The following is a 22,932-nucleotide window of genomic DNA, read 5'->3' on the forward strand; positions in this document are numbered from 1 at the left end:
TGCCCGCTAAAATGGGTCCGGCGTGCAGCGCGCGGAGCCCTCGCGGCACGCAGCCTGTGCGCCTCGCCCTCGCCCACCCGCCCACGACCAGGACGGAGCGGACGTGCTGCCTGTGCTCGTAGCGCATCTCGTCATGGCACTCGGCGCGCCCGTGCTCTTCTCCCTGCTCGGCCGCAAGGCCTTCCTCGTCCTGGCGCTCGCGCCAGCCTCCGCGGTCGTCTACGCGCTGACGTGGACCGGTCGGGTCATGGCCGGGGAGCACCCCACGCAGGTCATCGAGTGGGTGCCGGGCCTCGGCCTCGAGCTCGCCTTCCGCATGGACACGCTGTCGTGGCTCATGCTGCTGCTCGTCGGTGGTGTCGGTGCCCTCGTGCTCGTCTACTGCTCGGCGTACTTCTCGCCGACGGCGACCGGGCTCCGCCGCTTCGGCGCGGTGCTCACCGCGTTCGCGGGCGCGATGGTGGGTCTGGTCGTCGCCGACGACATGCTCCTGCTGTTCGTGTTCTGGGAGCTGACCACCGTCTTCTCCTACCTGCTGATCGGCCACTACGCCGACCGCAAGGCCAGCCGCCGCGCTGCCATGCAGGCGATCGTCATCACCACGGCGGGCGGTCTGGCAATGCTCGTGGGCGTCGTGATCCTCGGCGTCGAGGCCGGCACGTTCCGCCTGTCGGAGATCATCGCAGACCCGCCGTCCGGTCCGGCCGTGACCGCCGCCGTCGTCTGCCTGCTCGCCGGCGCGGCGAGCAAGTCCGCGCTCGTCCCGCTGCACTTCTGGCTGCCCGCCGCGATGGCCGCGCCGACCCCTGTCAGCGCGTACCTGCACGCCGCCGCGATGGTCAAGGCCGGGGTCTACCTCGTGGCGCGGTTCGCCCCGGCGTACTCCGACACTCCCGTGTGGCGGGTGATCGTCATCAGCCTCGGCGCGGGGACGCTGCTCGTCGGCGGGTACCGGGCGCTGCGCCAGTACGACCTCAAGCTCGTCCTCGCGTTCGGCACGGTGAGCCAGCTCGGGCTCATCATCCTGCTTGTCGGTCTCGGGTCGCGGTCCGCGGCGCTGGCCGGCCTCGCCATGATCGGCGCGCACGCCATGTTCAAGGCGGCGCTCTTCCTCACGGTCGGCATCGTCGACGCCGCGACGGGGACACGTGACCTCCGGCGGCTGACGGGCGTGGGCCGGGCGCTGCCCGCGACCGCCTGGGCAGGCGGACTCGCGACGGCGTCGATGATCGGGCTGCCCCCGTTCGCCGGGTACGTCGCCAAGGAGGCCGCGCTCGAGTCGCTGCTGCACGGCGAGGGCCCGATGTGGCTCGACACCGTGGTCCTCACCGCCGTCGTCGTCGGCTCGATGCTCACGGTGGCCTACGGACTGCGCTTCTTCTGGGGGGCGTTCGGCACGAAGAAGCACGTCCAGGCCGCGCTCGCCCGTGCCAACGCGCACATCGACCTGCACACACCGTCCCGGGTGCACCTGGCGCCCACGGCCGAGGTCATCGAGGCGCCCGTTCCGCCGTCGAGGATCAAGAAGCAGCCGGTTCTGCTCGTGGCTCCCGCGCTCGTGCTCGCCGTCCTCGGTCTCGCCGCCGCGCTCGTGCCCCACTTCGGCGAATACCTCCTCGCACCGTACGCGGAGACCTACCCGGTGGGCGACCCGGGTCACCTGCTCCTGTGGGCCGGTGTCACGCCGGCCCTGGGTCTCACCGTCATGGTGCTCGGGGTCGGTGCGCTGCTGTTCTGGCAGCGGTACCGCGTGGAGCGTTTCCAGGCCTCCTTGTGGCGGGTCCCCGAGGCGGACCGGACCTACCGCAAGATCATGCGCAAGCTGGACGACGTCGCCGCCGACGTCACGGCGCTCACGCAGCGCGGATCACTGCCGTTCTACCTCGGCGGGATCCTCCTCGTCCTCGTCCTCGGCCCCGGGGCGGTCATGATGGCCGGATGGGCCTGGCCGGAGCAGGTCAAGGCGTGGGACCGACCGGCACAGCTCGCCGCGGTCGCGGCGATCTGCATCGCGTCCGTCCTCGCCGCTCGCTCCCGTCGCCGGCTCAAGGCCGTGATCCTCATCGGGGTGGCCGGCTACGGCAACGCGGTGCTCTTCCTGCTGCACGGGGCGCCCGACCTCGCACTCACCCAGGTGCTCGTGGAGACGATCACCCTCGTCGTCATGGTGCTCGTGCTGCGCCGCCTGCCCCCGTACTTCTCCGACCGGCCGCTCGCCGCGAGCCGGTGGGTGCGCGTCGGCCTGGGCGTCGCCGTGGGTGTCGTCGTGATGGGCTTCGCCCTCACGGCGCCTCTCGCGCGCGTGGCGGTGCCGGTCTCCGCAGCCTTCCCCGAGGGCGCGTACGGGTACGGCGGCGGGAAGAACATCGTCAACGTCACGCTCGTCGACACGCGCGCCTGGGACACCATGGGCGAGATCTCGGTCCTCCTGGTCGCCGCGACCGGTGTCGCCTCGCTGGTCTTCCTGCGCTCGCGCAGCGGCGAGATCCTGCGCGTCGGCAACGCGCGCGTCCCCTCACCCTCCACCCCGGGGGTGTGGGGCGGCGAGCCCGACCCCGGTGCTGCACTGCGCCGTCAGGGTGTCGTCGACACCCAGCACCGCCAGCCCCGGATGGTCGTGTGGCTCAACGCCGGGCGCACCCTGGCCCCGCAGCGGCGCTCGGTGATCTTCGAAGTCGTCACGCGGGTGCTCTTCCACTCCATGGTCGTGTTCGGGATCTTCCTGCTCTTCGCCGGGCACAACGCACCCGGTGGCGGGTTCGCCGCGGGCCTCGTCGTCGGGATCGCGCTCATCGTGCGGTATCTCGCCGGCGGACGCTACGAGCTCGGCGAGGCCGCGCCGGTCCATCCCGGACTGCTCCTGGGCACAGGGCTCTTCCTGTCGGTCGGCGCGGGCATGGTCCCGCTCGTCGCCGGGGGGAACATGCTGCAGAGCTACATCATCGACCTGTCGCTGCCCGTGCTCGGGAACGTGCACTTCGTGACGTCGCTCTTCTTCGACATCGGGGTCTTCCTGCTCGTCGTCGGCCTCGTGCTCGACATCCTGCGTACGCTCGGCGCGGAGATCGACCGCCATGCTGAACAGACCAGCCGCGAGGACGCCGACCCCATGGAGGCCATGGCACCCGACACGATCGGGGGTGGACGCGCGTGATCGGGTACCTGACCGCGGCCGCGCCGTCCCCGGCGGTCGACGGCGTCGTCGACATGACGCCGAGCCTGACCTTGGTGCTGGCGATCGGGGTGCTGTTCGCCGCCGGGGTGTACCTGCTGCTCGAGCGCAGCCTGACCAGGGTCCTGCTCGGCTTCATCCTCATCAGCAACGGGGCGAACCTGCTCTTCCTCGTCGCCGGCGGCCGGGCGGGTGGTGCGCCGGTCGTCGGCACCACACCCGACGACCAGATGAGCGACCCGCTCGTGCAGGCCATGGCGCTGACGGCCATCGTCATCACGCTCGGCCTCACGGCGTTCGTCCTCGCGATGGCCTACCGGTCGTGGCAGCTGCACGGGCACGACGAGGTGCAGGACGACGTCGAGGACCGACGGGTCGCGCGGCACGCCGCGCGCAACGCTCCCGCGTTCGAGGACCTCGACACGCAGGACGGCGACGAGACGCTCGACGACGAGGCCGCCCAGGTCCGGGACGAGACCGACGGGAACGACGGCCCGGACGAGCCGCCCGGATCCGGGGGCACCGGCAGGGGTCACGGCACCCGCGACCGGGGGGTGGAGCGATGAGCGACCTGTACGGCTACGCGACGCTCGTGCCGCTGCCCGTGGTCCTGCCGCTCTTCGCGGCAGGGCTCGCCCTCGCGCTCTGGCGGCACTCGCGTGCGCAGCGCACCATCAGCGTCGTCACGCTCACGCTCATGCTCGCCGCGGGCGTCGGCCTGCTCGTGGGTGCCGACGCCGGACCTGTCGTCGTGCACATCGGCGGCTGGGACGCGCCGATCGGCATCGACCTCGTGGCGGACCGGCTCTCGGCGCTCATGATCACGGTCTCGAGCTTCGTCATGCTGTGCGTCCTGCTCTACTCGCTCGCGCAGGGCGTCGCGGACGGGGACGAGCAGGCACCGGTCGCGATCTACCACCCGACCTACCTCGTGCTGGCGGCCGGGGTGTCCAACGCGTTCCTCTCGGGCGACCTGTTCAACCTGTACGTCGGCTTCGAGATCCTCCTCGCGGCGAGCTACGTCCTGCTGACGCTCGGGGGCACCGGGGAGCGTATCCGCGCGGGCTCGATCTACGTCGTCGTCGCGCTGCTGTCGTCGGTGATCTTCCTCGTCGCGATCGCCCTGGTCTACGCCGCGACCGGCACCGTGAACCTCGCGCAGCTCGCGACGCGACTGCCCGAGGTCGACCCCACGGTCCAGACGGTGCTGCAGCTGCTGCTCCTCGTCGCGTTCGGCATCAAGGCCGCGATCTTCCCGCTGTCCGCGTGGCTCCCCGACTCGTACCCCACGGCGCCCGCCCCGGTCACGGCGGTGTTCGCCGGCCTGCTGACCAAGGTCGGCGTGTACGCGATCATCCGGACCCAGACCCTGCTCTTCCCCGACGGGCGCCTCGACGACGTGCTCATGTGGCTCGCCCTGCTGACGATGGTGGTCGGCATCCTCGGGGCGGTCGCGCAGAACGACATCAAGCGACTGCTGTCGTTCACGCTCATCAGCCACATCGGCTACATGATCTTCGGCATCTCCCTGGCGTCCGAGCCGGGGATGTCCGCGGCGATCTTCTACGTCGTGCACCACATCACCGTGCAGACCACGCTCTTCCTCGTCGTCGGCCTCATCGAGCGCAGGGGCGGGTCGACGTCGCTCGACCTGCTGGGTGGGCTGGCCAAGGTCGCGCCCGGGCTCGCGATCCTCTTCTTCATCCCCGCGATGAACCTCGCCGGGATCCCACCGCTGTCCGGGTTCCTCGGCAAGGTCGGTCTCCTCGAGGAGGGCGTCGCACAGGGCACGCCGCTCACGTGGGCCCTCGTCGTGGGGAGCGTCCTGACGTCCCTGCTGACGCTCTACGCCATCGTCAAGGCGTGGAACAAGGCGTTCTGGCAGACGCCGCCCGTCGAGCTCGACACGTCCGTCCGGCTCCCGCGCGGCATGGTGGGCCCTGCGTCGGCCCTCGTGGCCTTCGGGCTCGGGCTGACCCTGGTCGCAGGCCCGCTGTACTCGTACTCGGAGCGGGCCGCCGCCACGCTCATGGACGGCGTCACGTACGTCGACGCCGTCCTGCCGGACGGACCCGAGGCCTGGGTGGACGCACCGATCGCGGGAGGTGACGGATGAGCCTGCACCGCCGCCGCAGCGCGGCCGCCGCCGGGTCCCTGCGGCGCGCCACCTCGCAGTGGCGCACCCTCGTGTGGCTGACCGCGATGTGGATCCTGCTGTGGGGCGACCTGACCTGGGCGAACCTCCTCGCCGGGGCGCTCATCGCGTTCACGGTCCTGACCCTGCTCCCGCTGCCCTCCATCGCCGCGCAGGGCACCCTGCGGCTCGGACCGTTCCTCGTGCTCGTCGGGCACTTCGTCCGCGACCTCGTCGTCGCCTCCGTCCAGGTGAGCATCCAGGTGCTGCGGCTGCGCCACACGCCGCGCGGCGCCGTCGTCGGGGTGCGGCTGCGCAATCCGTCGGACATCTACCTGACCATCACGGCCGAGCTGAACTCGCTCGTGCCGGGGTCGATCGTCGTCGAGGCCCACCGACTGACGGGGATGCTCTACCTGCACGTGCTCGACCTCGACGCGGCCGGTGGGGCCGACGAGGTCCGCGCGCGGACCCTCGCGCTCGAGGCGCGCGTCCTGCGCGCGTTCGCGTCGAACACCGACCTCCGCGCGGCCGGGCTCTACCGCACCGGGCGCGCCGAACAGCCCGAGCCGACGGAGGTGGGCTGATGTTCTGGGTGTTCCTCGGCTGCGGGATCCTGCTCGCGATCGGTGCGACCTGCGCGATCGTGCGGGCAGAGCGCGGTCCGTCCATGCTCGACCGCACCGTCGCGCTCGACGTGTTCACCACGACCCTCGTCGGCGCGATCGCGCTCGAGGCGGCGTGGTCGCGCCGCACCGAGACGATCCCCATTCTCGTCGTGCTCTCCCTCGTCGGGTTCGTGGGGTCGGTGACCATCGCCCGCTTCGCGTCCACCGAGCCGGAGGGCGAGAAGCGCATCCGCACGCACGAGGAGGTCGCGCAGGAGGACGCCGCGCGCCTCGCCGAGGAGGAGGCGGAGCGCATCGCGAACCCGCCCACCGCAGGGCCCCCGAGCACCGACTCCGAGCACCTCGGGGCGACACCGGACGGGGAGGTGCGCTGATGGACGGGCTCGACTGGGGAACGGTGGCGGACGCCGCCGCCGCCGTCTTCCTCGTGTGCGGCGCGTTCCTCGCGTTCGCCGCGGGCGTCGGCGTGGTGCGCTTCCCCGACCTGCTCGCCCGGATGCACGCGGCGACCAAGCCGCAGGTGCTCGGCCTCATCCTCGTGCTCATCGCCCTCGGGCTGCGGCTACGCAGCTGGGAGATCGTCGGGACGCTCTTCCTCATCATGGTCTTCCAGCTGCTCACGTCGCCGGTCGCCGCGCACATGGTCGGCCGGGCGGGGTACCGCACCGGCAAGGTCCGCACGGACCTGCTGGTGCTCGACGAGCTCACCGCGGACCAGGACGACGCCGAGCAGGCGGCAGGCAGCGAGAGTTCCCGGCCGGCGGACGAGCGCGACGCGCGCGGTGAGGACGTCACTGGTAGACCGGGGACATGACGTCCCCTGCTCCGCCTGGCGCTCCACCGGCCAGCCCGCGCGTCGTCGGCCCGGACGCAGCGGGCGAGAGCACACGGACCGTCGTCGTCGCGTTCGCCGCGAACCTGCTGGTCGCGGTCGCCAAGTCGTTCGCCGCTGTCGTGACCGGCTCGGCGTCGATGGTGGCGGAGGCGGTGCACTCGTGGGCCGACACCGGCAACGAGGTCTTCCTGCTGGTCGCCGACCGGCGCGCACGTCGCCCGGCCGACCGTGCGCACCCGCTCGGGTCCGGGCGCGAGGCGTACGTGTGGTCGATGTTCGCGGCGATCGGGCTCTTCGCCGTGGGCGCCGGGGTGTCGATCACGCACGGCATCCAGGAGCTCGTCGACCCGCAGCCCGCGGACAGCTTCGCCGTCGCCTACGCGGTGCTGGCGCTCGCGTTCGTCCTCGAGGGGGTCTCGTTCCTGCGCGCGGTCCGGCAGGTGCGGGCGGAGGCGCGCGCCGCCGAGCACGAGGTGCTTCAGCACGTCCTCGTGACGTCCGACCCGACGCTGCGGGCCGTCTTCGCCGAGGATGCCGCCGCCCTCGCGGGTCTGCTGGTGGCGTTCGGCGGGGTGCTCGCGCACCAGCTCACCGGGTCGCCCGTGCCCGACGCGGTCGGGTCGATCGTCGTGGGCGTGGTGCTGGCCGTCGTCTCCGTCGTCCTCATCGACCGCAACCGCCGGTTCCTGGTCGGGGAGGGCGCACGGCCCGAGACCCGGGCCGCGGTGCTGCGCGGCCTGCTCGCCCTGCCCGACGTCGACCGGGTCACCTACCTGCGGCTCGAGTACGTGGGGCCCCGGTCCCTCTACCTCGTCGCGAGCGTCGACCTGGTGGGCGACGAGGTGGAGTCGTCCGTCGCGCGGCGCCTCGACGAGCTGGAGCGCCGCGTCGCCCAGGTGCCTGCCATCGCCGGTGCGGTGTTCACCGTGTCGACGCCCGAGGAGCCCGCACTCAGGCCGTGACCCGGGGAGCCTCGCGGTCGAGCAGCGACCGCTTGATCGCCAGCCCGTACCGGAAACCGCCGAGGGTGCCGTCGGTGCGCAGCACCCGGTGGCAGGGCACGAACAGGGCGGCCGCGTTCATCGCGCAGGCGCCCGCCGCGGCACGGACGGCCGCCGGGCGCCCCGAACGGGCCGCGTACTCGGTGTACGTGACGGGGTCACCGGGCGCGACGGTCCGCAGCACGTCCCACGCGTGGCGGCGGAAGGGTCCGGACGTCTGACGGACGGTCACGGCGTCGATCGCCCGCACGTCGCCCCCGTAGTACGCGTCGACGGCCCGCGTCGCGGCGGCGACCTCCGGCGCGGCGGGGTCGCACGGGTGCAGCGACGCCGGTCGCAGCCCGGGGTGCACGAGCGTGACCAGCTCGTCGGCCTGCGCGGTCCAGCCGGAGGCGAGCACGGCGCCGTCGGGCGCGACGACGACCGTGAACGGGCCGTCGGGGGTCGAGGTCGTGGCGACGTGGGCGGTGGTCGTGTCGGTGGTCGTGCCGGTCATCGGGCGGGTCCTTCCGTCGTGGGCGCGGTGCCGCGCCAGATGTGCATGCCCGCGTACGAGCGCCAGGGCGCCCAGGCGTGGGCGCGCTCGGCGAGCGCAGCGGGGGAGTGGGGGAGCGAGAGGGTCCGGGCGGCGGTGCGCAGGGCGCCGTCGGTGGCCAGGAGCACGTCCGGGTCGTGCAGGACGCGCAGGGCGACGTAGTCCGCCGTCCACGGGCCGACGCCCGGGCGGGCGACGAGCGCCGCGCGGAGCCGGGCCGGGTCCTCAGCGGCGGAGACGACGAGCTCACCGCTCGCGAGCGCGTGCGCGACGTCGAGGATCGTCGTGGTCCGTCGGGCCGGGCCGCGCAGGTGGTCGCGCCCGCCGGCGGCGACCTGGTCCGCCGTCGGGAAGAGCCGGGTGAGCCCCGCGAACCGCGAGGTGTACGGCGTGCCGAGGGTGCCGAGGCGCGTGAGGTGCGTCCGGGCGGCGGCGACCGAGATCTGCTGGCCGACGAGCGCGCGCAGCACGATCTCGTGCGGGTCCACCGTGCCGGGGACGCGGATCCCAGGGGTACGTGCGACGCCGGGGGCGAGGACGGGGTCGCGGCCGAGCACGTCGTCGACGGCGCCGGGGTCGGCGTCGAGGTCGAACAGGCGGCGGATGCGCGAGATTGCGGCCGGCAGGTCCGCGACCGAGGTGAGCTCGAGCCGGATCGTGAACCGCGACCCCGGGCGGCGGCCCCGCCGTAGGCCCTCGTCGGTGGCGTACCGGGCCTCGAACGCACCGGGCCCGCGGGGCAGCGCCAGAGTGCGGGCGTAGGTCGGGCCGCCGGGCGCGCCGGGGTCCGCGACCTCGACCCCGCTCACCGCCCGGCCGGCGAGGAAGGCGAAGATGCCGGCGTCGTACGGCTCGCGCACGGGGAGCGTGAGCTCGATGAGGCTCGTGGTGCCGGACGGGTGGGTGGGGCGCGCCCGGGCCCGCAGGGCGCTCGGCGTCGCGTCGAACACCTCGGTGATCGTGTCGTTGAACTGCCGGATGCTGCCGAACCCGGCGGCGAACGCGACGTCCGCCAGGCGCAGGTCCGTGCCGGTGAGCAGCGTGCGGGCGGTCTGGGCGCGGCGCGCACGGGCCAGGGAGACGGGCCCGGCGCCGAGCTCGTCGACGAGGACGCGGTGCACGTGCCGGGCGGAGTAGCCGAGCCGTCGGGCGAGCCCGTCCACCCCCTCGCGGTCGACCACGCCGTCCTCGACGAGGCGCATCGCCCGCGCGGAGAGGTCGTGCGCGAGGTCCCACGACGGCGTGCCCGGCACGGCCTCCGGCAGGCAGCGCTTGCACGCCCGGTACCCGGCCTCGTGGGCCGCGGCCGACGTGACGTAGAACGTGACGTTCTCCGGCTTGGGCGTGCGCGCGGGGCACGACGGTCGGCAGTAGATGCCCGTGGTCCGCACGGCCGTGATGAACTGCCCGTCGAACCGGCGGTCGCGGGAGGCGATCGCCCGGTAGCGCTCGGCGAAGAGCGGGCCGGTGACAGTGGCCGTCGGCGGTGCGGTCGAGGTGGGCATGCCTCGATTCTCGCGCCCTCGACCCGGCGTTGCCTAGCGGGAATCGGACACGGCGGTCGCTGCCGTCTCAGCCTTGGGGGTCGGCCCTGCCGGGCGGTTCGCCGTCGAGCAGGCGGAGAAAACGTCGCAGCGTTCGGGACAGCGCCACGATCTCCTCGTCGTCGAGCCCCGCGACGAGGTCGTCCTCGTGGGCGAGCAGCTGCTCGACGGTGCGCTCGACGAGCTCTCGGCCTGCCGGGGTGAGCTCCACCCAGACGGCGAGGCGACCGCCGGGCAGCCCTCCGGATCCCGCTCCCTGTCCCGCGGCCGGGTCTCCGCCGGGGACGCGGCGCACGAGACCGTCCCCCTCGGCCCGGTCGACGCGCTGCGTGATCGCACCGCGGCTGACGCGGCAGCGGTCGGCGAGCTCGCTCGCGCGGAGCCGGTACGGGGGGCCGGAGCGGCGCAGGGTCGCGAGGAGGTCACGGATCGCCGGGTCCATGCCGAGCGCGGCCATGGTGCGGCGCCGGTCGTCCTCGAGGACCTTGGCGATCCGGCGGATCCGCGTCAGGACACCGATCGAGCGCAGGGGCAGGTCGGGACGCTCGCGCGCCCACTCCTCCTGGATCAGGTCGACGTCGTCGAGGGTGGGGTCGGTGGGGTGGGCTATTGACACGTTCTGAGTTTAGACCTAAACATGGTGCCCATGACAGTGCGCAGAGTGATCATCACCGGGGGCGGCACCGGCATCGGACGGGCTTGCGCCGCACGCTTCGCCCGTGCCGGCGACGAGGTATGGGTGACCGGCCGCCGTCGGGCGCCGCTGGACGAGGTGGCCACGGACCTGGGCGTCACCGCGCTGAGCTTCGACGCCTCCGACCCCGAACAGGTGGCCACCGCGCTGGACCACCTGCCGAGCAGCGTGGACGTCCTGGTCCACTGTGCGGGCGGCGTCGCGCGGACCCCCGGCCCCGAGAGCCCGGGGGAGGCGGCACGGCTGGCCGCGGTGGCCGCCGAGTGGCGTGCGAGCCACTCGGCGAATGTCCTCACCGCCGTCCTCGTCACCGCGGCGCTGGCCGGACGGCTCGTCGAAGGCGCCCGGGTGGTCGCGATCGGGTCCATCGCCGCGCGCACGGGCGCGGGGTCGTACGGCGCGGCGAAGGCGGCGCTCGAGGCGTGGGCCGTGGGCCAGGCGCGAGCGCTCGGGCCCCGGGGCATCACGGTCAACGTCGTCTCGCCCGGACTCACCGAGGACACCGAGTTCTTCGGCGACACCATGACGCCCGCCCGGCGGGAGCGCCTGGTCGCGGAGACCCTGACCGGTCGCGCCGGGACGCCGGACGACGTCGCCGCCCTGGTCACCTTCCTCGCCTCCCCGGAGGCCGGGCACGTCACGAGCCAGGTCGTGCCGGTCAACGGTGGCGCCCAGGCCGCGCGATGAGAGCCGTGGCCGAACCTGCGGCCTCGCCCGGACCCCTGCCTCAGCCTCGCGCAGGGCTCTCGGCCACACCCTGGACCCCGCGGCGCGCCAACCAGTCGAGGACCTCGGCCAGGTAGCGGCTCCGGGCCGGCTCCGGGGACAGGGCGAGGTCGTGCGCGCCGCCGTCGACCGTCGCGAGGGTCACGTCGTGGCCGAGCCCCGGAGCGCGCGCCCGGATGTGCTCGACATCGAGCACGCTGTCGGTCGTCAGGAGGTCCCGGTGCCAGTGCTTCGACGGTCCGGACCGGTCGGAGGTCAGCACGAGCACCGGGCAGTCGATGTCGAGCCCACGCGCGATCCGGGCGTGCGCGCGCCGGATCGTGCGGAACCACCCGGCGCGCGCAGGGAAGCCCTCGTGCGGCTTCCACGCGAGGTCGTAGTCCCACTCCCCGCCGGTCTGCGCGTGCAGCGCGCGGCCCCAGTGCGGGTCGAGACTGCCGACGACGAGCCGCGGCGCGATCCTGCCGAGCGCGTCGAGCACCCACGTGCCGGGGACGCGGGTGAACCAGTTCTCGTTGAGGTCGAACCAGGGGCTGTTGAGGACGAGCGCCCGGACCTGCCCGGGGCGGGCGTCCGTCCACAGGCTCGCGATCAGGCCGCCGGTCGAGTGCCCGAGGAGGACGACGTCGTCGTGCCCCTCTGCGCGGATCGCCCGCACGGCGGCGTCGAGGTCCTGCGCGTAGACACCGAGGTCGGTGACGTAGTTGGGCCCGTCGTCCGGGCTCCCAAGGGCCTCTCTCGACCCCTGCCCGATCGACCGTCCGTACCCACGAAGGTCGACCGCGTAGAAGCGGTACCCGCGCGACTCGAACGCCTCGGCGACGTGCATCTGGAAGAAGTAGTCGACGAACCCGTGCACGTACAGGACCGCGGGCGCGCCCGCGAGCGGGTCCTGCCCGACGTCGGGCACCCGGCGGCGCACGAGCGTCGCCACCGCGCCGGCCGGCAGCGCGAGGGGTCGGGCGACCCAGTCCTCGCCGAGCACGTCGGTGCGCCAGGGGGTCGTGGGTTCCTCGGTCACGCGTCACCTCTCGTCGTCGGGCCGCTGGTCGCGGTGCCGCGACGAGCCGGTCACCACCTCACCACACGCGGGGGTACCGTGCCAGGGTGACGAGCCGGATCCTCGCCCACGCCGACGGCGGCCTGGGCCACCTGACCCTCGACCGACCGCGTGCGCTCAACGCGCTGGACCACCTCACGCTCGACGAGGTCGCCGGCGTGCTCGAGGCCTGGCGGGACGACCCGGCGGTCGCCGCCGTCGTCCTCGACGGGGCCGGTGAGCGCGGGTTCTGCGCGGGCGGCGACATCCGTGAGCTCTACGGGTCCGTCACGGACGGTCGCCACCCCGACGCGCGCCGGTACTTCCGGCGCGAGTACGCCCTCGACGCCGCGATCGCCGAGTACCCGAAGCCGGTCGTCGCGATCATGGACGGCATCACCATGGGTGGTGGTGTGGGGCTGTCCGGGCACGCGGCCGTGCGCGTCGTCACCGAACGCTCGCGCGTCGCCATGCCGGAGACCCGGATCGGCTTCACGCCCGACGTCGGCGGGTCGTGGCTCCTCGCACGGGCGCCCGGCCACCTCGGGGAGCACCTCGCCCTCACGGGCGCGAGCATGACGGGCGCCGACGCGATCCACGCCGGGTTCGCCGACCACCTCGTCCCGGCCGACCGGTTGCCCGCGCTCGTGGACGAGCTGCGGCGCACCGGGGACGTCGCCGAGGCCGTCGCGCGGTACGCCGTCGCCCCGCCCGAGGCGCCGCTCGCCGCCCGTCGTGCGCACGTCGACGCCTGCTACGCCGCCGCCACGGTCGAGGAGATCGTCGACCGGCTGCACGACGCCGCGCGGCGTGGCGACGAGCAGGCGGCCCAGGAGGTCGCGACGCTCGAGGCGCTGTCGCCCACCGCGCTCACGGTGACGCTCGCGGCGGTGCGCCGCGCGCGCGACCTGCCCACGCTGCGCCGTGCCCTCGAGCAGGAGTACGGGCTGGTCTCGTGGTTCATCGAGACGCAGCCCGACCTGCCCGAGGGCATCCGCGCCCAGGTGATCGACAAGGACCGCTCGCCGCGATGGCGACCTGCGACCCTCGCCGAGCTCGACCCGGGCGTCGCGCACGCCGCGCTCGCGTACGTGCCGCCCGAGCCGCTCTGGGGCTGACGTTCAGCCGCGCGACGTCACGGTGCCGGCGGTGCCGGCGGGTCGGTCGGGCGCAGCCGCGTCGTGTCGTCGATCTCCGAGTCGGGAGCGGGCGGGACGGCCGGCGGCTGGGTCGGCAGCGGCTGTGTCGCGTCCGGGGGCGGCGGGGCGTACTGGCCGGGCGGCGTCTGCTGCGGCGGGTACTGCCCCGGCGGCGGAGGCTGCGGGGCGTACTGGCCGGGCTGCTGGCCGGGGTACTGCTGCTGCCCGGGGTACTGCTGGCCGGGCTGCGGCTGACCCGGATAGGGCTGCCCGGGCTGGGGCTGGCCCGGATACTGACCCGGGTACTGCTGCCCGGGCTGCGGCTGGCCGGGGTAGGGCTGGCCGGGGTAGGGCTGACCCGGCTGACCGGGCTGGCCCGGGTACTGCCCGAACCCGCCGGGCTGGCCGCCCTGCGGGTAGCCCTGGGCGTACGCGCCGGCGGGCGCGTCGGTCGGCGACCCACCCTTGTTGCGCAGGACGAGCCACAGCACCAGACCGATGAGGATGAGCAGGAGCAGCCCGAGCCCGGCGATCAGCGGCCAGGCGAGACCGCCACCGGACCCGGCCGCGGCCGCCTCGGTGCTGTCCTCGGTCTCGGCGCCCGGCTCGTCGGTCGAGGTGTCCGTGTCCTCGCCGGTGCCCGCGCCGTCGTCGGTCGCGTCGGTCTCGGTGCCCGCCGCGCCGTTCGGGATGGCGGAGCCGCGCGCGGTGATCTCGTTGACCTCGCCGATCTGCGGAGTCCACACGACGGTGTTGCCCTGGATCTCGCCGGAGGCCTCGGTGACCTCGCCGGGGAAGGTGATGGCCATCCGGATCTCGAAGCCCTCGAGCAGCTGCTGGGTGAGGGCGTCGGCCTGCGCGTCGTCGGTGCCCATCTCCTCGTCGGACAGGTCCATGGCACCCGTGACGACGAACTCGTCGCCCTCGCGCACGATGGAGAAGTCGTCGGAACCGGTCGCCATGCCGCCCATCTGGGTGATCGGCTGGTCGGTGAAGGTGTACCGGGTGCCGGTGTAGCCGTCCTCCGAGTACGGCTCCTGCGTCGACCCGTCCGGCATGTCGCCGGTCATGTCGTCGCTGTTCTCCTCCCAGAACGACTCGGGGTCCTCGCCCATCATCTCGGCGATGTCGTCGGAGAACGCCATGACCCACGAGCCGCTGACGGTGTCGTCCTCGGAGAGGGTGAGGTCCATGTCCATGCGCATGCAGCCCGTGAGGACCAGGGTCAGGGTCGCGAGGAGCGCGCCCAGACCGAGTCGTCGTCGAGGCCGGCGCAGCAGTTCGGGGGAGTGTCCAGTCGTCACCCCACCAGCATGTCGGGTTCGCTGGGACAGCGCGAGGGGCGGTGCCCGTAACACGGCTTTTGTCGGGTGAGTTTCATCCGATCGTCACGATGCGGCCCAGAGTTGAGTGGAATAGACTCAACTTTGACATCGTTGAACAGGCAGACCCAGCCCTTGAACCTCACGAGCACGGAGCACGTATGGAGACCAAGTTCACGACCATGTCCCAGCAGGCCATCGGCGACGCCATCCAGTCCGCGTCCGCGGCCGGCAACCCCCAGCTCGAACCCGTCCACCTGCTCGGGTCGCTGCTGACCCAGGAGGGCGGCGTCGCCGTCGGGCTGCTCGACGCCGTCGGCGCCGACAAGCAGTCCGTCGGCCAGAAGGTGCGCGCCGCCCTGGTGGCGCTCCCGACCGCGAGCGGGTCCGCCGTCGCGCAGCCGACCGCCTCGCGCGCCCTGTCCGTCGCCCTCGAGAACGCCGGCACCGAGGCCCAGGGCCTCGGGGACGAGTACGTCTCGACCGAGCACCTGCTCCTCGGCATCGCCGCCGGCAGCTCGCAGGCCGCGACGATCCTCCAGCAGGCCGGAGCCAGCGCGGAAGCTCTGCGCTCGGCGCTCCCCGCGGTGCGCGGCAGCGGCCGGGTGACCAGCCCCAACCCCGAGGGCACCTACAAGGCGCTCGAGCAGTACGGCAACGACCTCACCGCGGCAGCCGCCGAGGGCAGGCTGGACCCCGTGATCGGGCGTGACTCCGAGATCCGTCGGGTCGTGCAGGTCCTCAGCCGGCGCACCAAGAACAACCCCGTCCTCATCGGCGAGCCCGGCGTCGGCAAGACGGCCGTCGTCGAAGGCCTCGCCCAGCGCATCGTCGCGGGCGACGTCCCCGACTCCCTGGCGGGCAAGAAGCTCGTCGCGCTCGACCTTGCCGCCATGGTCGCCGGCGCCAAGTACCGCGGTGAGTTCGAGGAGCGGCTCAAGGCCGTCCTCGAGGAGATCAAGTCCTCGGACGGCCAGGTCGTCACCTTCATCGACGAGCTGCACACCGTCGTCGGCGCAGGCGGCGGCGCGGACGGTGCCATGGACGCCGGCAACATGCTCAAGCCCATGCTCGCGCGTGGTGAGCTGCGCCTCGTCGGTGCTACGACGCTCGACGAGTACCGCGAGCACGTCGAGAAGGACCCGGCGCTCGAGCGGCGGTTCCAGCAGGTCTACGTCGGCGAGCCGACGGTCGAGGACACCGTCGCGATCCTCCGCGGGCTCAAGGAGCGGTACGAGGCGCACCACAAGGTGACCATCGCGGACTCGGCCCTCGTGGCCGCCGCGTCGCTCTCCGACCGCTACATCACCGGCCGCCAGCTCCCGGACAAGGCCATCGACCTCGTCGACGAGGCCGCCTCCCGCCTGCGCATGGAGCTCGACTCGTCGCCCGTCGAGATCGACGAGCTGCAGCGCGCCGTGACGCGGCTCGAGATGGAGGAGGTCGTGCTCTCCGAGTCGACCGACCCGGCCAGCCTCGAGCGCCTCGAGCGGCTGCGCGCCGACCTCGCCGACCGCCGCGAGGAGCTGTCGGCCCTCACGGCGCGGTGGGACGCCGAGAAGGCCGGGCACAACCGCGTCGGCGACCTGCGCGCACGCCTCGACGAGCTGCGCATCGCGGTCGAGCGGGCCGTGCGGGAGGGTGACCTCGAGACCGCCGGGCGGCTGCAGTACGGGGAGATCCCGCAGCTGCAGCGCCAGCTCGACGACGCGGAGCGCGAAGAGGCCCGCGGCGCCGAGGCCGACGGCGTCGAAGGGCCGGCCCAGGCCCCCATGATCGCGGACAAGGTCGGTGCCGACGAGATCGCCGAGGTCGTCTCCGCGTGGACCGGCATCCCCGCGGGCCGCATGCTGCAGGGCGAGAGCGAAAAGCTCCTGCAGATGGAGGACGTCATCGGCGAGCGCCTCATCGGCCAGAAGTCGGCCGTGGCGGCGGTGTCCGACGCCGTACGACGCTCGCGCGCCGGCGTCGCCGACCCCGACCGTCCCACCGGCTCGTTCCTGTTCCTCGGGCCGACCGGTGTCGGCAAGACCGAGCTCGCGAAGTCCCTCGCGGACTTCCTGTTCGACGACGAGCGCGCCATGGTGCGCATCGACATGTCCGAGTACTCGGAGAAGCACAGCGTCGCGCGCCTCGTCGGCGCCCCTCCGGGGTACGTCGGCTACGAGGAGGGCGGTCAGCTCACCGAGGCCGTGCGTCGTCGGCCGTACTCCGTGGTCCTGCTGGACGAGGTCGAGAAGGCCCACCCCGAGGTCTTCGACATCCTCCTGCAGGTGCTCGACGACGGTCGCCTCACCGACGGCCAGGGCCGCACCGTGGACTTCCGCAACGTCATCCTCGTGCTCACCTCGAACCTCGGCTCGCAGTTCCTCGTGGACCCGATGCTCGACGACGGCGCGAAGCGCGAGGGAGTGATGTCCGCCGTGCGGGCGAGCTTCAAGCCGGAGTTCATCAACCGGCTCGACGACGTCGTGATCTTCGACCCGCTGACGCTCGACGAGCTCGGCCGGATCGTGGACATCACGGTCGACGGGCTCGCCCGGCGCCTCGAGGACCGGCGGATCACGCTGGACGTCCGCCCGGCGGCGCGCGAGTGGCTCGCCCTCGAGGGCTTCGACCCTGCCTACGGCGCTCGGCCACTACGCCGGCTCGTGCAGCGGGAGATCGGCGACCGGCTCGCGCGCATGCTGCTCGCGGGCGAGGTGGCCGACGGGACCGCGGTCGTCGTCGACCGGCTCCCGGACACGGCGGGCCTGACGCTCACCGCGGGGGCGCTCGCGGCCTGACCTGCCCGGGAACTGGTCGGACGGAGGGGTCCACTCTCGCCCTGATCTGGGACATACTGGGGCGCATCTCGGCGCCGTCGACCGGCGTGCCGATCGACCCCGCCAGCCCCAGGAGGCACCTCGATGCCGAGGACCGCAGCATCGTCAGGCCAGGTACGGCACCGCGCGTCGGACCACCGCGCGCGCTGGTGGTCCGCGCTCCTGACGGTCTGCGTGCTGTCGACGGCGGGCGGCGCCGCCGTCGGCGTCGCGGAGCACCACTTCTCCGGGGCCTCGACGTCCCTGCCCTTCGCCGACCGGTGGGACGGGCCGACGTCCCGCTCGACGGATCGCCCGGCGCTCGCGCCGAGCCCGACGGCTGAGGCCCGGTCGGACGACGACGCGGCACACGGCGCGTCCGGTGAGGCCTCCCCGCCGGCCGAGAAGGTCCCCGGGACCCCGGACGACTCCTCGGGTGACGAGTCCGAGCCCGACGAGTCGCCGACCGACGGACCCACCGACGAGGTGGGTGAGGAGCCCGAGCCCGACGGCCCGCCGCAGCTCGGGTCGACGGGCCCCGAGGTGGTCGAGATCCAGGAGCGCCTGCAGGTGCACGGCGCCGAGGTCGAGGCCGACGGAGACTTCGGGCCGGGGACCGACGAGGCCCTGCGCGGGTTCCAGGAGGCCCAGGGGCTGGAGGTTGACGGGATCGCCGGCCCGCAGACGCGGGCGGCGCTGCTCCGCGACCCGGCCGCACCGGGCTCCGGCTCTGGATCGGGCTCCGGATCGGGCTCGGGTTCCGGGTCCGGCTCGGACTCCGGCTCCACGGACGCCGACGCGGTGCTGGCGATCGCCAACGACCACCGCGCGGCGGCGGGCTGCCCTGCCCTCACGGGCGACGACCGTCTCGACCGTGCGGCCACGCTGCACGCGCAGGACATGGAGGACAACAACTACTTCAGCCACGACAGCCAGGACGGCCGGTCGTTCGCCGACCGCATCACGGCGCAGGGGTACCCGAGCCCGGGCGGCGAGAACATCGCCCAGGGTCAGCGGGACGCCGCCGCCGTCATGGACGCGTGGATGAACTCCGAGGGGCACCGCGCGAACATCCTCAACTGCAGCTTCCGGTCGATGGGCCTCGCGCACGTCGGCGCGACCTGGGTGCAGAAGTTCGGGTACGAGTAGCCAGCGGGACGCGCCACCGCGAACCCGCCCTGCGCCGTCGGGCACGGGTGGGGTACGGTGGCGCCGCACGGGACGAACCGTGACAGCACACCACAACTGAACACCCACGGGAGCTCGCAGCAGCGAGCTGAGAGGGCGGCTCACGCGCCGCCGACCGTTCGAACCTGTTCGGATCATGCCGACGTAGGGAGAACTATGAGCTCGCAGAGCAGCGCGCCCGCGCGCGCCGTCACCACCGGCCCCATCGAGGGCTCCAGCAAGATCCACCAGCCCGTGCCGGGCCACGAGCACCTGCGCGTGCCGGAGCGCCGTGTGCACCTGAGCAACGGTGAGCACCTCGACCTGTACGACACGTCCGGTCCGTACACCGACGACGCCGCGAGCATCGACGTGCGGACGGGTCTGCCCCGGACGCGGGCGGACTGGGAGCGGCCCGCGGCCGTCGACGGTGCGCGGACCCAGCTGGCCTGGGCCCGGGCCGGGGTGATCACCGACGAGATGCGCTTCGTGGCCGCCCGCGAGGGGGTCGACGTCGAGCTCGTGCGCGACGAGGTCGCGCGCGGCCGGGCCGTGATCCCCGCCAACCACCGCCACCCCGAGTCCGAGCCGATGATCATCGGCAAGGCGTTCGCGGTGAAGATCAACGCCAACATCGGGAACTCGGCCGTGACGTCCTCGATCGAGGAGGAGGTCGAGAAGATGGTCTGGGCCGCGCGCTGGGGTGCGGACACGCTCATGGACCTCTCCACGGGCAAGGACATCCACGAGACTCGCGAGTGGGTGCTGCGCAACGCGCCGATCCCGGTCGGGACCGTGCCGATCTACCAGGCGCTCGAGAAGGTCAAGGGCGACCCTGCGCTGCTCACCTGGGAGGTGTACCGGGACACGGTGATCGAGCAGGCCGAGCAGGGCGTCGACTACATGACGGTCCACGCGGGCGTGCTGCTGCGGTACGTGCCGCTCACGGCGCGCCGGGTCACGGGGATCGTCTCGCGCGGGGGGTCGATCATGGCGGCGTGGTGCCTGGCGCACCACACGGAGTCGTTCCTCTACACGCACTTCGCGGAGCTGTGCGAGATCTTCCGCGAGTACGACATCACGTTCTCCCTCGGGGACGGGCTGCGCCCCGGGTCGATCGCGGACGCCAACGACGCCGCCCAGTTCGCCGAGCTGCGGACGCTCGGGGAGCTGACGAAGGTCGCGAAGTCGTACGGCGTGCAGGTGATGATCGAAGGCCCCGGGCACGTCCCGATGCACAAGATCGTCGAGAACGTGCGGCTCGAGGAGGAGCTGTGCGAGGAGGCGCCGTTCTACACGCTCGGCCCGCTCGCGACCGACATCGCGCCCGCGTACGACCACATCACCTCTGCCATCGGCGCGGCGATGATCGCGCAGGCCGGCACGGCGATGCTCTGCTACGTGACGCCCAAGGAGCACCTGGGCCTGCCGAACCGCGACGACGTGAAGACCGGTGTCATCACGTACAAGATCGCCGCGCACTCGGCGGACCTCGCCAAGGGACACCACCGGGCGCAGCTGCGCGACGACGCGCTGTCCCGGGCGCGGTTCGAGTTCCGGTGGCACGACCAGTTCGCGCTCTCGCTGGACCCGGACACCGCGCGCGCGTTCCACGACGAGACGCTGCCGGCCGAGCCCGCGAAGACCGCGCACTTCTGCTCGATGTGCGGGCCCAAGTTCTGCTCGATGCGGATCTCCGCGGACGTGCGCGAGTACGCCGAGGCGAACGGCCTGACGTCGGTGGAGGCGATCGAGGCGGGGATGGCGGAGAAGTCCGCGGAGTTCGCCGACGCCGGCGGCCGCGTCTACCTCCCGGTCACGGCGAACCAGCCGTAGCGAGCGCTGAGTGCGGGGAATGTGCGCGGTCGAAACGGTTCGGCCGCGCACATTGCCCGCACTCACGGTGGGGCTCAGCGGTGAGGCTCAGCGGTGGGGGGTGGCGATGCCGTGCTCGTACGACCAGACGACCAGCTGGACGCGGTCGCGCAGGCCCGTCTTGGTCATGATGCGGCTGAGGTGCGACTTCACGGTGCTCGCCTCGAGGTACAGCTCCTGCGCGATCTCCGCGTTCGAGCGGCCCCGGCACAGCAGCGCGAGGATGTCGTGCTCGCGGGCCGTGAGCAGCGCTGCGGCCTCCTCGTCGCGGGCGGCGGGGGAGCGTCGTCGGGCGAACTCGTCGATGACACGACGGGTGAGCGACTGGTCCACGAGCCCCTCGCCCGACGCGATCCGGCGCACCGCGTCCGCCAGCACCTCGGGCTCGGCGTCCTTGAGCAGGAACCCGCTCGCGCCCGCCTCGAGCGCCCCGAAGACGTAGTCGTCGAGGTCGAACGTGCTCACCACGAGCACGGGCACGGGGTCGACGGCGCCCGGTCCCGCGATCTCGCGCGTCGCGGTGATCCCGTCCCCGCCGGGCATCCGGACGTCCATGCACACCACGTCGGGTCGGGTCTCGCGCACCACCCGCACCGCCTCGCGGCCGCCGGACGCCTGCCCGACGACCTCGATCCCGCCCTCGCTCTCGAGGATCACGGCGAACCCGGCGCGCACCACCGCCTGGTCGTCCACCAGCACCACCCGGATCATGCGTGCTCCTGCCTGTCGGTCAGCACTTCGGCCGATACCTTGGCCGACACCTCGGCAGGTGCTTCGGTCAACGCCTGAGGACGTCCGTCCCGGTGCGCCGACCCGGCCGGGGTACGGGACGTCGCAGGGCGGGGGACGGTGAGGCGGACCTGCCACGTGCCCTCGGGCAGCGGGCCGACGACCAGGGTGCCGCCGATCATCGCCGCACGCTCCGTCATGCCGATGACGCCGTGCCCCTGCCGTTGCGGCCCGCCCACCTCGCCGGCCCTCGCCTCCGCCCTGGCCTCGGCGCTGCCTCGGGTCGTCGCGGCAGAACCGGTGGAGTCTCCTCGGTGGTCGCTGACGACGGGCGTCACCCCCGGGTTGCGCACGGTGAGGACCAGCGCGCTCGCGCCGTGCTCGAGCAGGACGTCGATCGTGCGGCCGGGGGCGTGCCGCCGGGCGTTCGACAGGGCCTCCTGCAGCACCCGGTACACGGTGAGCTGGGCGGCGGGGCCGAGCTCGAACGGCTCCCCCACGGTCTCCTCGCGGACCTGCGTACCGGCGGTGCGGGCGAGGGAGAGGAGGTCGGGCAGGTCGGCGACCGTGGGCTGTGGCACGTGCTCGGCCGGCTCGAACCGGGCGACCGGTGCGCCGCCCTCGGCCTCGCCCACCGCAGCCGCTACCGGCCCGTCGACGTCGCTGCGCAGGATCCCGACGACGAGCCGCAGGTTGTCCAGCGTCTCGCGCCCCTGCGCCCGGATCCACCGCATCGACTCCTGGGCACGTTCCGGGTCGCTCGCCACGAGGCGTTCCGCGGCGGTCGCCTGGACGACGATGCCGCTGAGGTGGTGCGCGGCGACGTCGTGCAGCTCGCGCGCCATCCGGCCCCGCTCCTCGAGGACCGCCTGCGTGGCGAGCGCCTCGCGCTCCCGCTCCGCCTGCGCGACCTGCGCGTGCAGGCCCCGCAACAGCTCGCGGCGTGCGCCGACGTAGGCGCCGGCGAGGACCGCGCCGAGGTAGGTGATCGCGGTCGACACGAAGATCCCGCTGAGCGCGACGGAGGTCGTCTGGGTCTCACCGGCGCCGCCGCCGAGCACGAAGCCGAGGACGACGCTCGCCACGACCGCCGTCGGGATCGACCACAGCGTCGTGCGCCGCGAGGCGTAGGCGCCGACCGTGTACGCAGCGACGATCGTGGCGGGACCCTGGATGGAGTAGCCGGCGGGGAGCGTCGCGTCGATCGCGACCTGACCGACCACCGTCAGGCCCAGCGTGAGCGCGGGAGCGCGCCGACGCAGGCACAGGGCCATCGACTGCGCCACGAGGAGCAGGCACGTCGTGGCGCGGACGGCGGGGGTGACGTGGATGCCGTCGAGGACCGCGAGGTCCGCGGTCTCGGCGAGGATCTCGGCGCTCAGGAGCCCGTCGACGACGAGGAACATCCCGACGGACAGGGTCGCGACGACCCCTGCCAGGACGGTGTCCCGGCCGAGGTCGCTGCGGATCCCGAGCCGCGCGAGGAGGCGCCGCCCGGCGTCGTGCACGCTCATGGGCGGGCTCCCTCCGAGGTCGTGGTGTCCCACCGTAGAGGACACGACGTGCGGGTCGGCGTGCACGGCGCCG

At 73.3% G+C, this 22,932-nt stretch carries 19 protein-coding genes and 1 riboswitch; of the genes, 12 read left to right on the forward strand and 7 right to left on the reverse strand.

All coding sequences use genetic code 11. From position 1 onward, the window contains the following. The first annotated feature begins 103 nt into the window (after nt 1–103). From OHL10_RS00365 to OHL10_RS00395, 7 genes are read left to right on the forward strand one after another with little or no spacing between them, the layout of a single operon-like run. Nucleotides 104–3,154 (forward strand): Na+/H+ antiporter subunit A, encoded by a 3,051-nt coding sequence (locus OHL10_RS00365; RefSeq protein ID WP_265520169.1) that lies wholly within the window; start codon nt 104–106, stop codon nt 3,152–3,154. 53 nt (nt 3,155–3,207) lie between these two features. Continuing rightward, a complete protein-coding gene (locus tag OHL10_RS00370; RefSeq protein WP_265520972.1) occupies nt 3,208–3,738 on the forward strand; it encodes a Na(+)/H(+) antiporter subunit C in 531 nt (176 codons plus the stop codon). After that, complete coding sequence (locus OHL10_RS00375; RefSeq protein WP_265520170.1) at nt 3,735–5,288, forward strand: Na+/H+ antiporter subunit D; 1,554 nt, start codon at nt 3,735–3,737, stop codon at nt 5,286–5,288. The genes OHL10_RS00370 and OHL10_RS00375 overlap by 4 nt, the downstream gene beginning before the upstream one ends. After that, entirely contained in the window at nt 5,285–5,893 is a 609-nt protein-coding gene (locus OHL10_RS00380; protein ID WP_265520171.1) for a Na+/H+ antiporter subunit E, read from the forward strand. Before OHL10_RS00375 ends, OHL10_RS00380 begins: the two co-directional genes overlap by 4 nt. Continuing rightward, on the forward strand, nt 5,893–6,309 hold the full coding sequence (locus OHL10_RS00385) for an MrpF/PhaF family protein (RefSeq protein WP_265520172.1): 417 nt from the start codon (nt 5,893–5,895) through the stop codon (nt 6,307–6,309). Before OHL10_RS00380 ends, OHL10_RS00385 begins: the two co-directional genes overlap by 1 nt. Beyond that, on the forward strand, nt 6,309–6,749 hold the full coding sequence (gene mnhG / locus OHL10_RS00390) for a monovalent cation/H(+) antiporter subunit G (protein WP_265520173.1): 441 nt from the start codon (nt 6,309–6,311) through the stop codon (nt 6,747–6,749). Before OHL10_RS00385 ends, mnhG begins: the two co-directional genes overlap by 1 nt. Further along, entirely contained in the window at nt 6,746–7,732 is a 987-nt protein-coding gene (locus OHL10_RS00395) for a cation diffusion facilitator family transporter (protein WP_265520174.1), read from the forward strand. The genes mnhG and OHL10_RS00395 overlap by 4 nt, the downstream gene beginning before the upstream one ends. On the opposite strand, the gene OHL10_RS00400 is transcribed toward OHL10_RS00395, so the two are convergent. The 3 genes from OHL10_RS00400 to OHL10_RS00410 form a co-directional block, all read right to left on the reverse strand. After that, nucleotides 7,722–8,267, reverse strand: a complete 546-nt coding sequence (locus tag OHL10_RS00400) for a methylated-DNA--[protein]-cysteine S-methyltransferase (protein ID WP_265520175.1) — start codon at nt 8,265–8,267, stop codon at nt 7,722–7,724. The two genes, OHL10_RS00395 and OHL10_RS00400, sit on opposite strands and share 11 nt — an antisense overlap. Further along, a complete protein-coding gene (locus tag OHL10_RS00405; protein ID WP_265520176.1) occupies nt 8,264–9,811 on the reverse strand; it encodes an AlkA N-terminal domain-containing protein in 1,548 nt (515 codons plus the stop codon). Before OHL10_RS00405 ends, OHL10_RS00400 begins: the two co-directional genes overlap by 4 nt. 67 nt (nt 9,812–9,878) lie before the next feature. Further along, complete coding sequence (locus tag OHL10_RS00410) at nt 9,879–10,466, reverse strand: MarR family winged helix-turn-helix transcriptional regulator (protein ID WP_265520177.1); 588 nt, start codon at nt 10,464–10,466, stop codon at nt 9,879–9,881. Nucleotides 10,467–10,496: 30 nt separating this feature from the next. Here OHL10_RS00410 and OHL10_RS00415 point away from each other — a divergent pair, with 30 nt between their 5' ends. Continuing rightward, on the forward strand, nt 10,497–11,231 hold the full coding sequence (locus OHL10_RS00415) for an SDR family NAD(P)-dependent oxidoreductase (RefSeq protein WP_265520178.1): 735 nt from the start codon (nt 10,497–10,499) through the stop codon (nt 11,229–11,231). Between the two features lie 40 nt (nt 11,232–11,271). Here OHL10_RS00415 and OHL10_RS00420 read toward each other — a convergent pair whose 3' ends face one another. Then, nucleotides 11,272–12,291: an alpha/beta hydrolase gene (locus tag OHL10_RS00420; RefSeq protein ID WP_265520179.1), complete on the reverse strand. Its 1,020-nt coding sequence runs from the start codon at nt 12,289–12,291 to the stop codon at nt 11,272–11,274. Between the two features lie 86 nt (nt 12,292–12,377). On the opposite strand from OHL10_RS00420, the gene OHL10_RS00425 reads away from it, so the two are divergent. After that, entirely contained in the window at nt 12,378–13,427 is a 1,050-nt protein-coding gene (locus OHL10_RS00425) for an enoyl-CoA hydratase/isomerase family protein (RefSeq protein ID WP_265520180.1), read from the forward strand. A 17-nt stretch (nt 13,428–13,444) separates the two neighbouring features. On the opposite strand, the gene OHL10_RS00430 is transcribed toward OHL10_RS00425, so the two are convergent. Further along, nucleotides 13,445–14,752 (reverse strand): LppM family (lipo)protein, encoded by a 1,308-nt coding sequence (locus OHL10_RS00430; protein ID WP_265520181.1) that lies wholly within the window; start codon nt 14,750–14,752, stop codon nt 13,445–13,447. 179 nt (nt 14,753–14,931) lie between these two features. Here OHL10_RS00430 and clpB point away from each other — a divergent pair, with 179 nt between their 5' ends. The 3 genes from clpB (at nt 14,932) to thiC (ending at nt 20,577) form a co-directional block, all read left to right on the forward strand. Then, the gene (gene clpB, locus OHL10_RS00435) at nt 14,932–17,556 is read left to right on the forward strand and encodes an ATP-dependent chaperone ClpB (RefSeq protein WP_265520182.1); all 2,625 of its coding nucleotides are present in this window, start codon (nt 14,932–14,934) and stop codon (nt 17,554–17,556) included. 123 nt (nt 17,557–17,679) lie between these two features. Beyond that, the gene (locus OHL10_RS00440) at nt 17,680–18,723 is read left to right on the forward strand and encodes a CAP domain-containing protein (protein WP_265520183.1); all 1,044 of its coding nucleotides are present in this window, start codon (nt 17,680–17,682) and stop codon (nt 18,721–18,723) included. A gap of 96 nt (nt 18,724–18,819) precedes the next feature. Next, a riboswitch (TPP riboswitch) is annotated at nt 18,820–18,930 on the forward strand. Then, nucleotides 18,919–20,577: a phosphomethylpyrimidine synthase ThiC gene (gene thiC, locus OHL10_RS00445; RefSeq protein WP_265520184.1), complete on the forward strand. Its 1,659-nt coding sequence runs from the start codon at nt 18,919–18,921 to the stop codon at nt 20,575–20,577. It overlaps the preceding riboswitch by 12 nt. Nucleotides 20,578–20,664: 87 nt before the next feature. Here the strand turns inward: thiC and OHL10_RS00450 are convergent, their stop codons facing one another. Continuing rightward, entirely contained in the window at nt 20,665–21,327 is a 663-nt protein-coding gene (locus OHL10_RS00450; RefSeq protein ID WP_265520185.1) for a response regulator transcription factor, read from the reverse strand. Next, entirely contained in the window at nt 21,324–22,859 is a 1,536-nt protein-coding gene (locus OHL10_RS00455; RefSeq protein WP_265520186.1) for a sensor histidine kinase, read from the reverse strand. The genes OHL10_RS00450 and OHL10_RS00455 overlap by 4 nt, the downstream gene beginning before the upstream one ends. Nucleotides 22,860–22,932: the final 73 nt, after the last annotated feature.

The organism is Oerskovia flava (genome assembly GCF_026163685.1).
In the GTDB taxonomy this organism is placed as follows: Bacteria; Actinomycetota; Actinomycetes; order Actinomycetales; family Cellulomonadaceae; genus Oerskovia_A; species Oerskovia_A flava.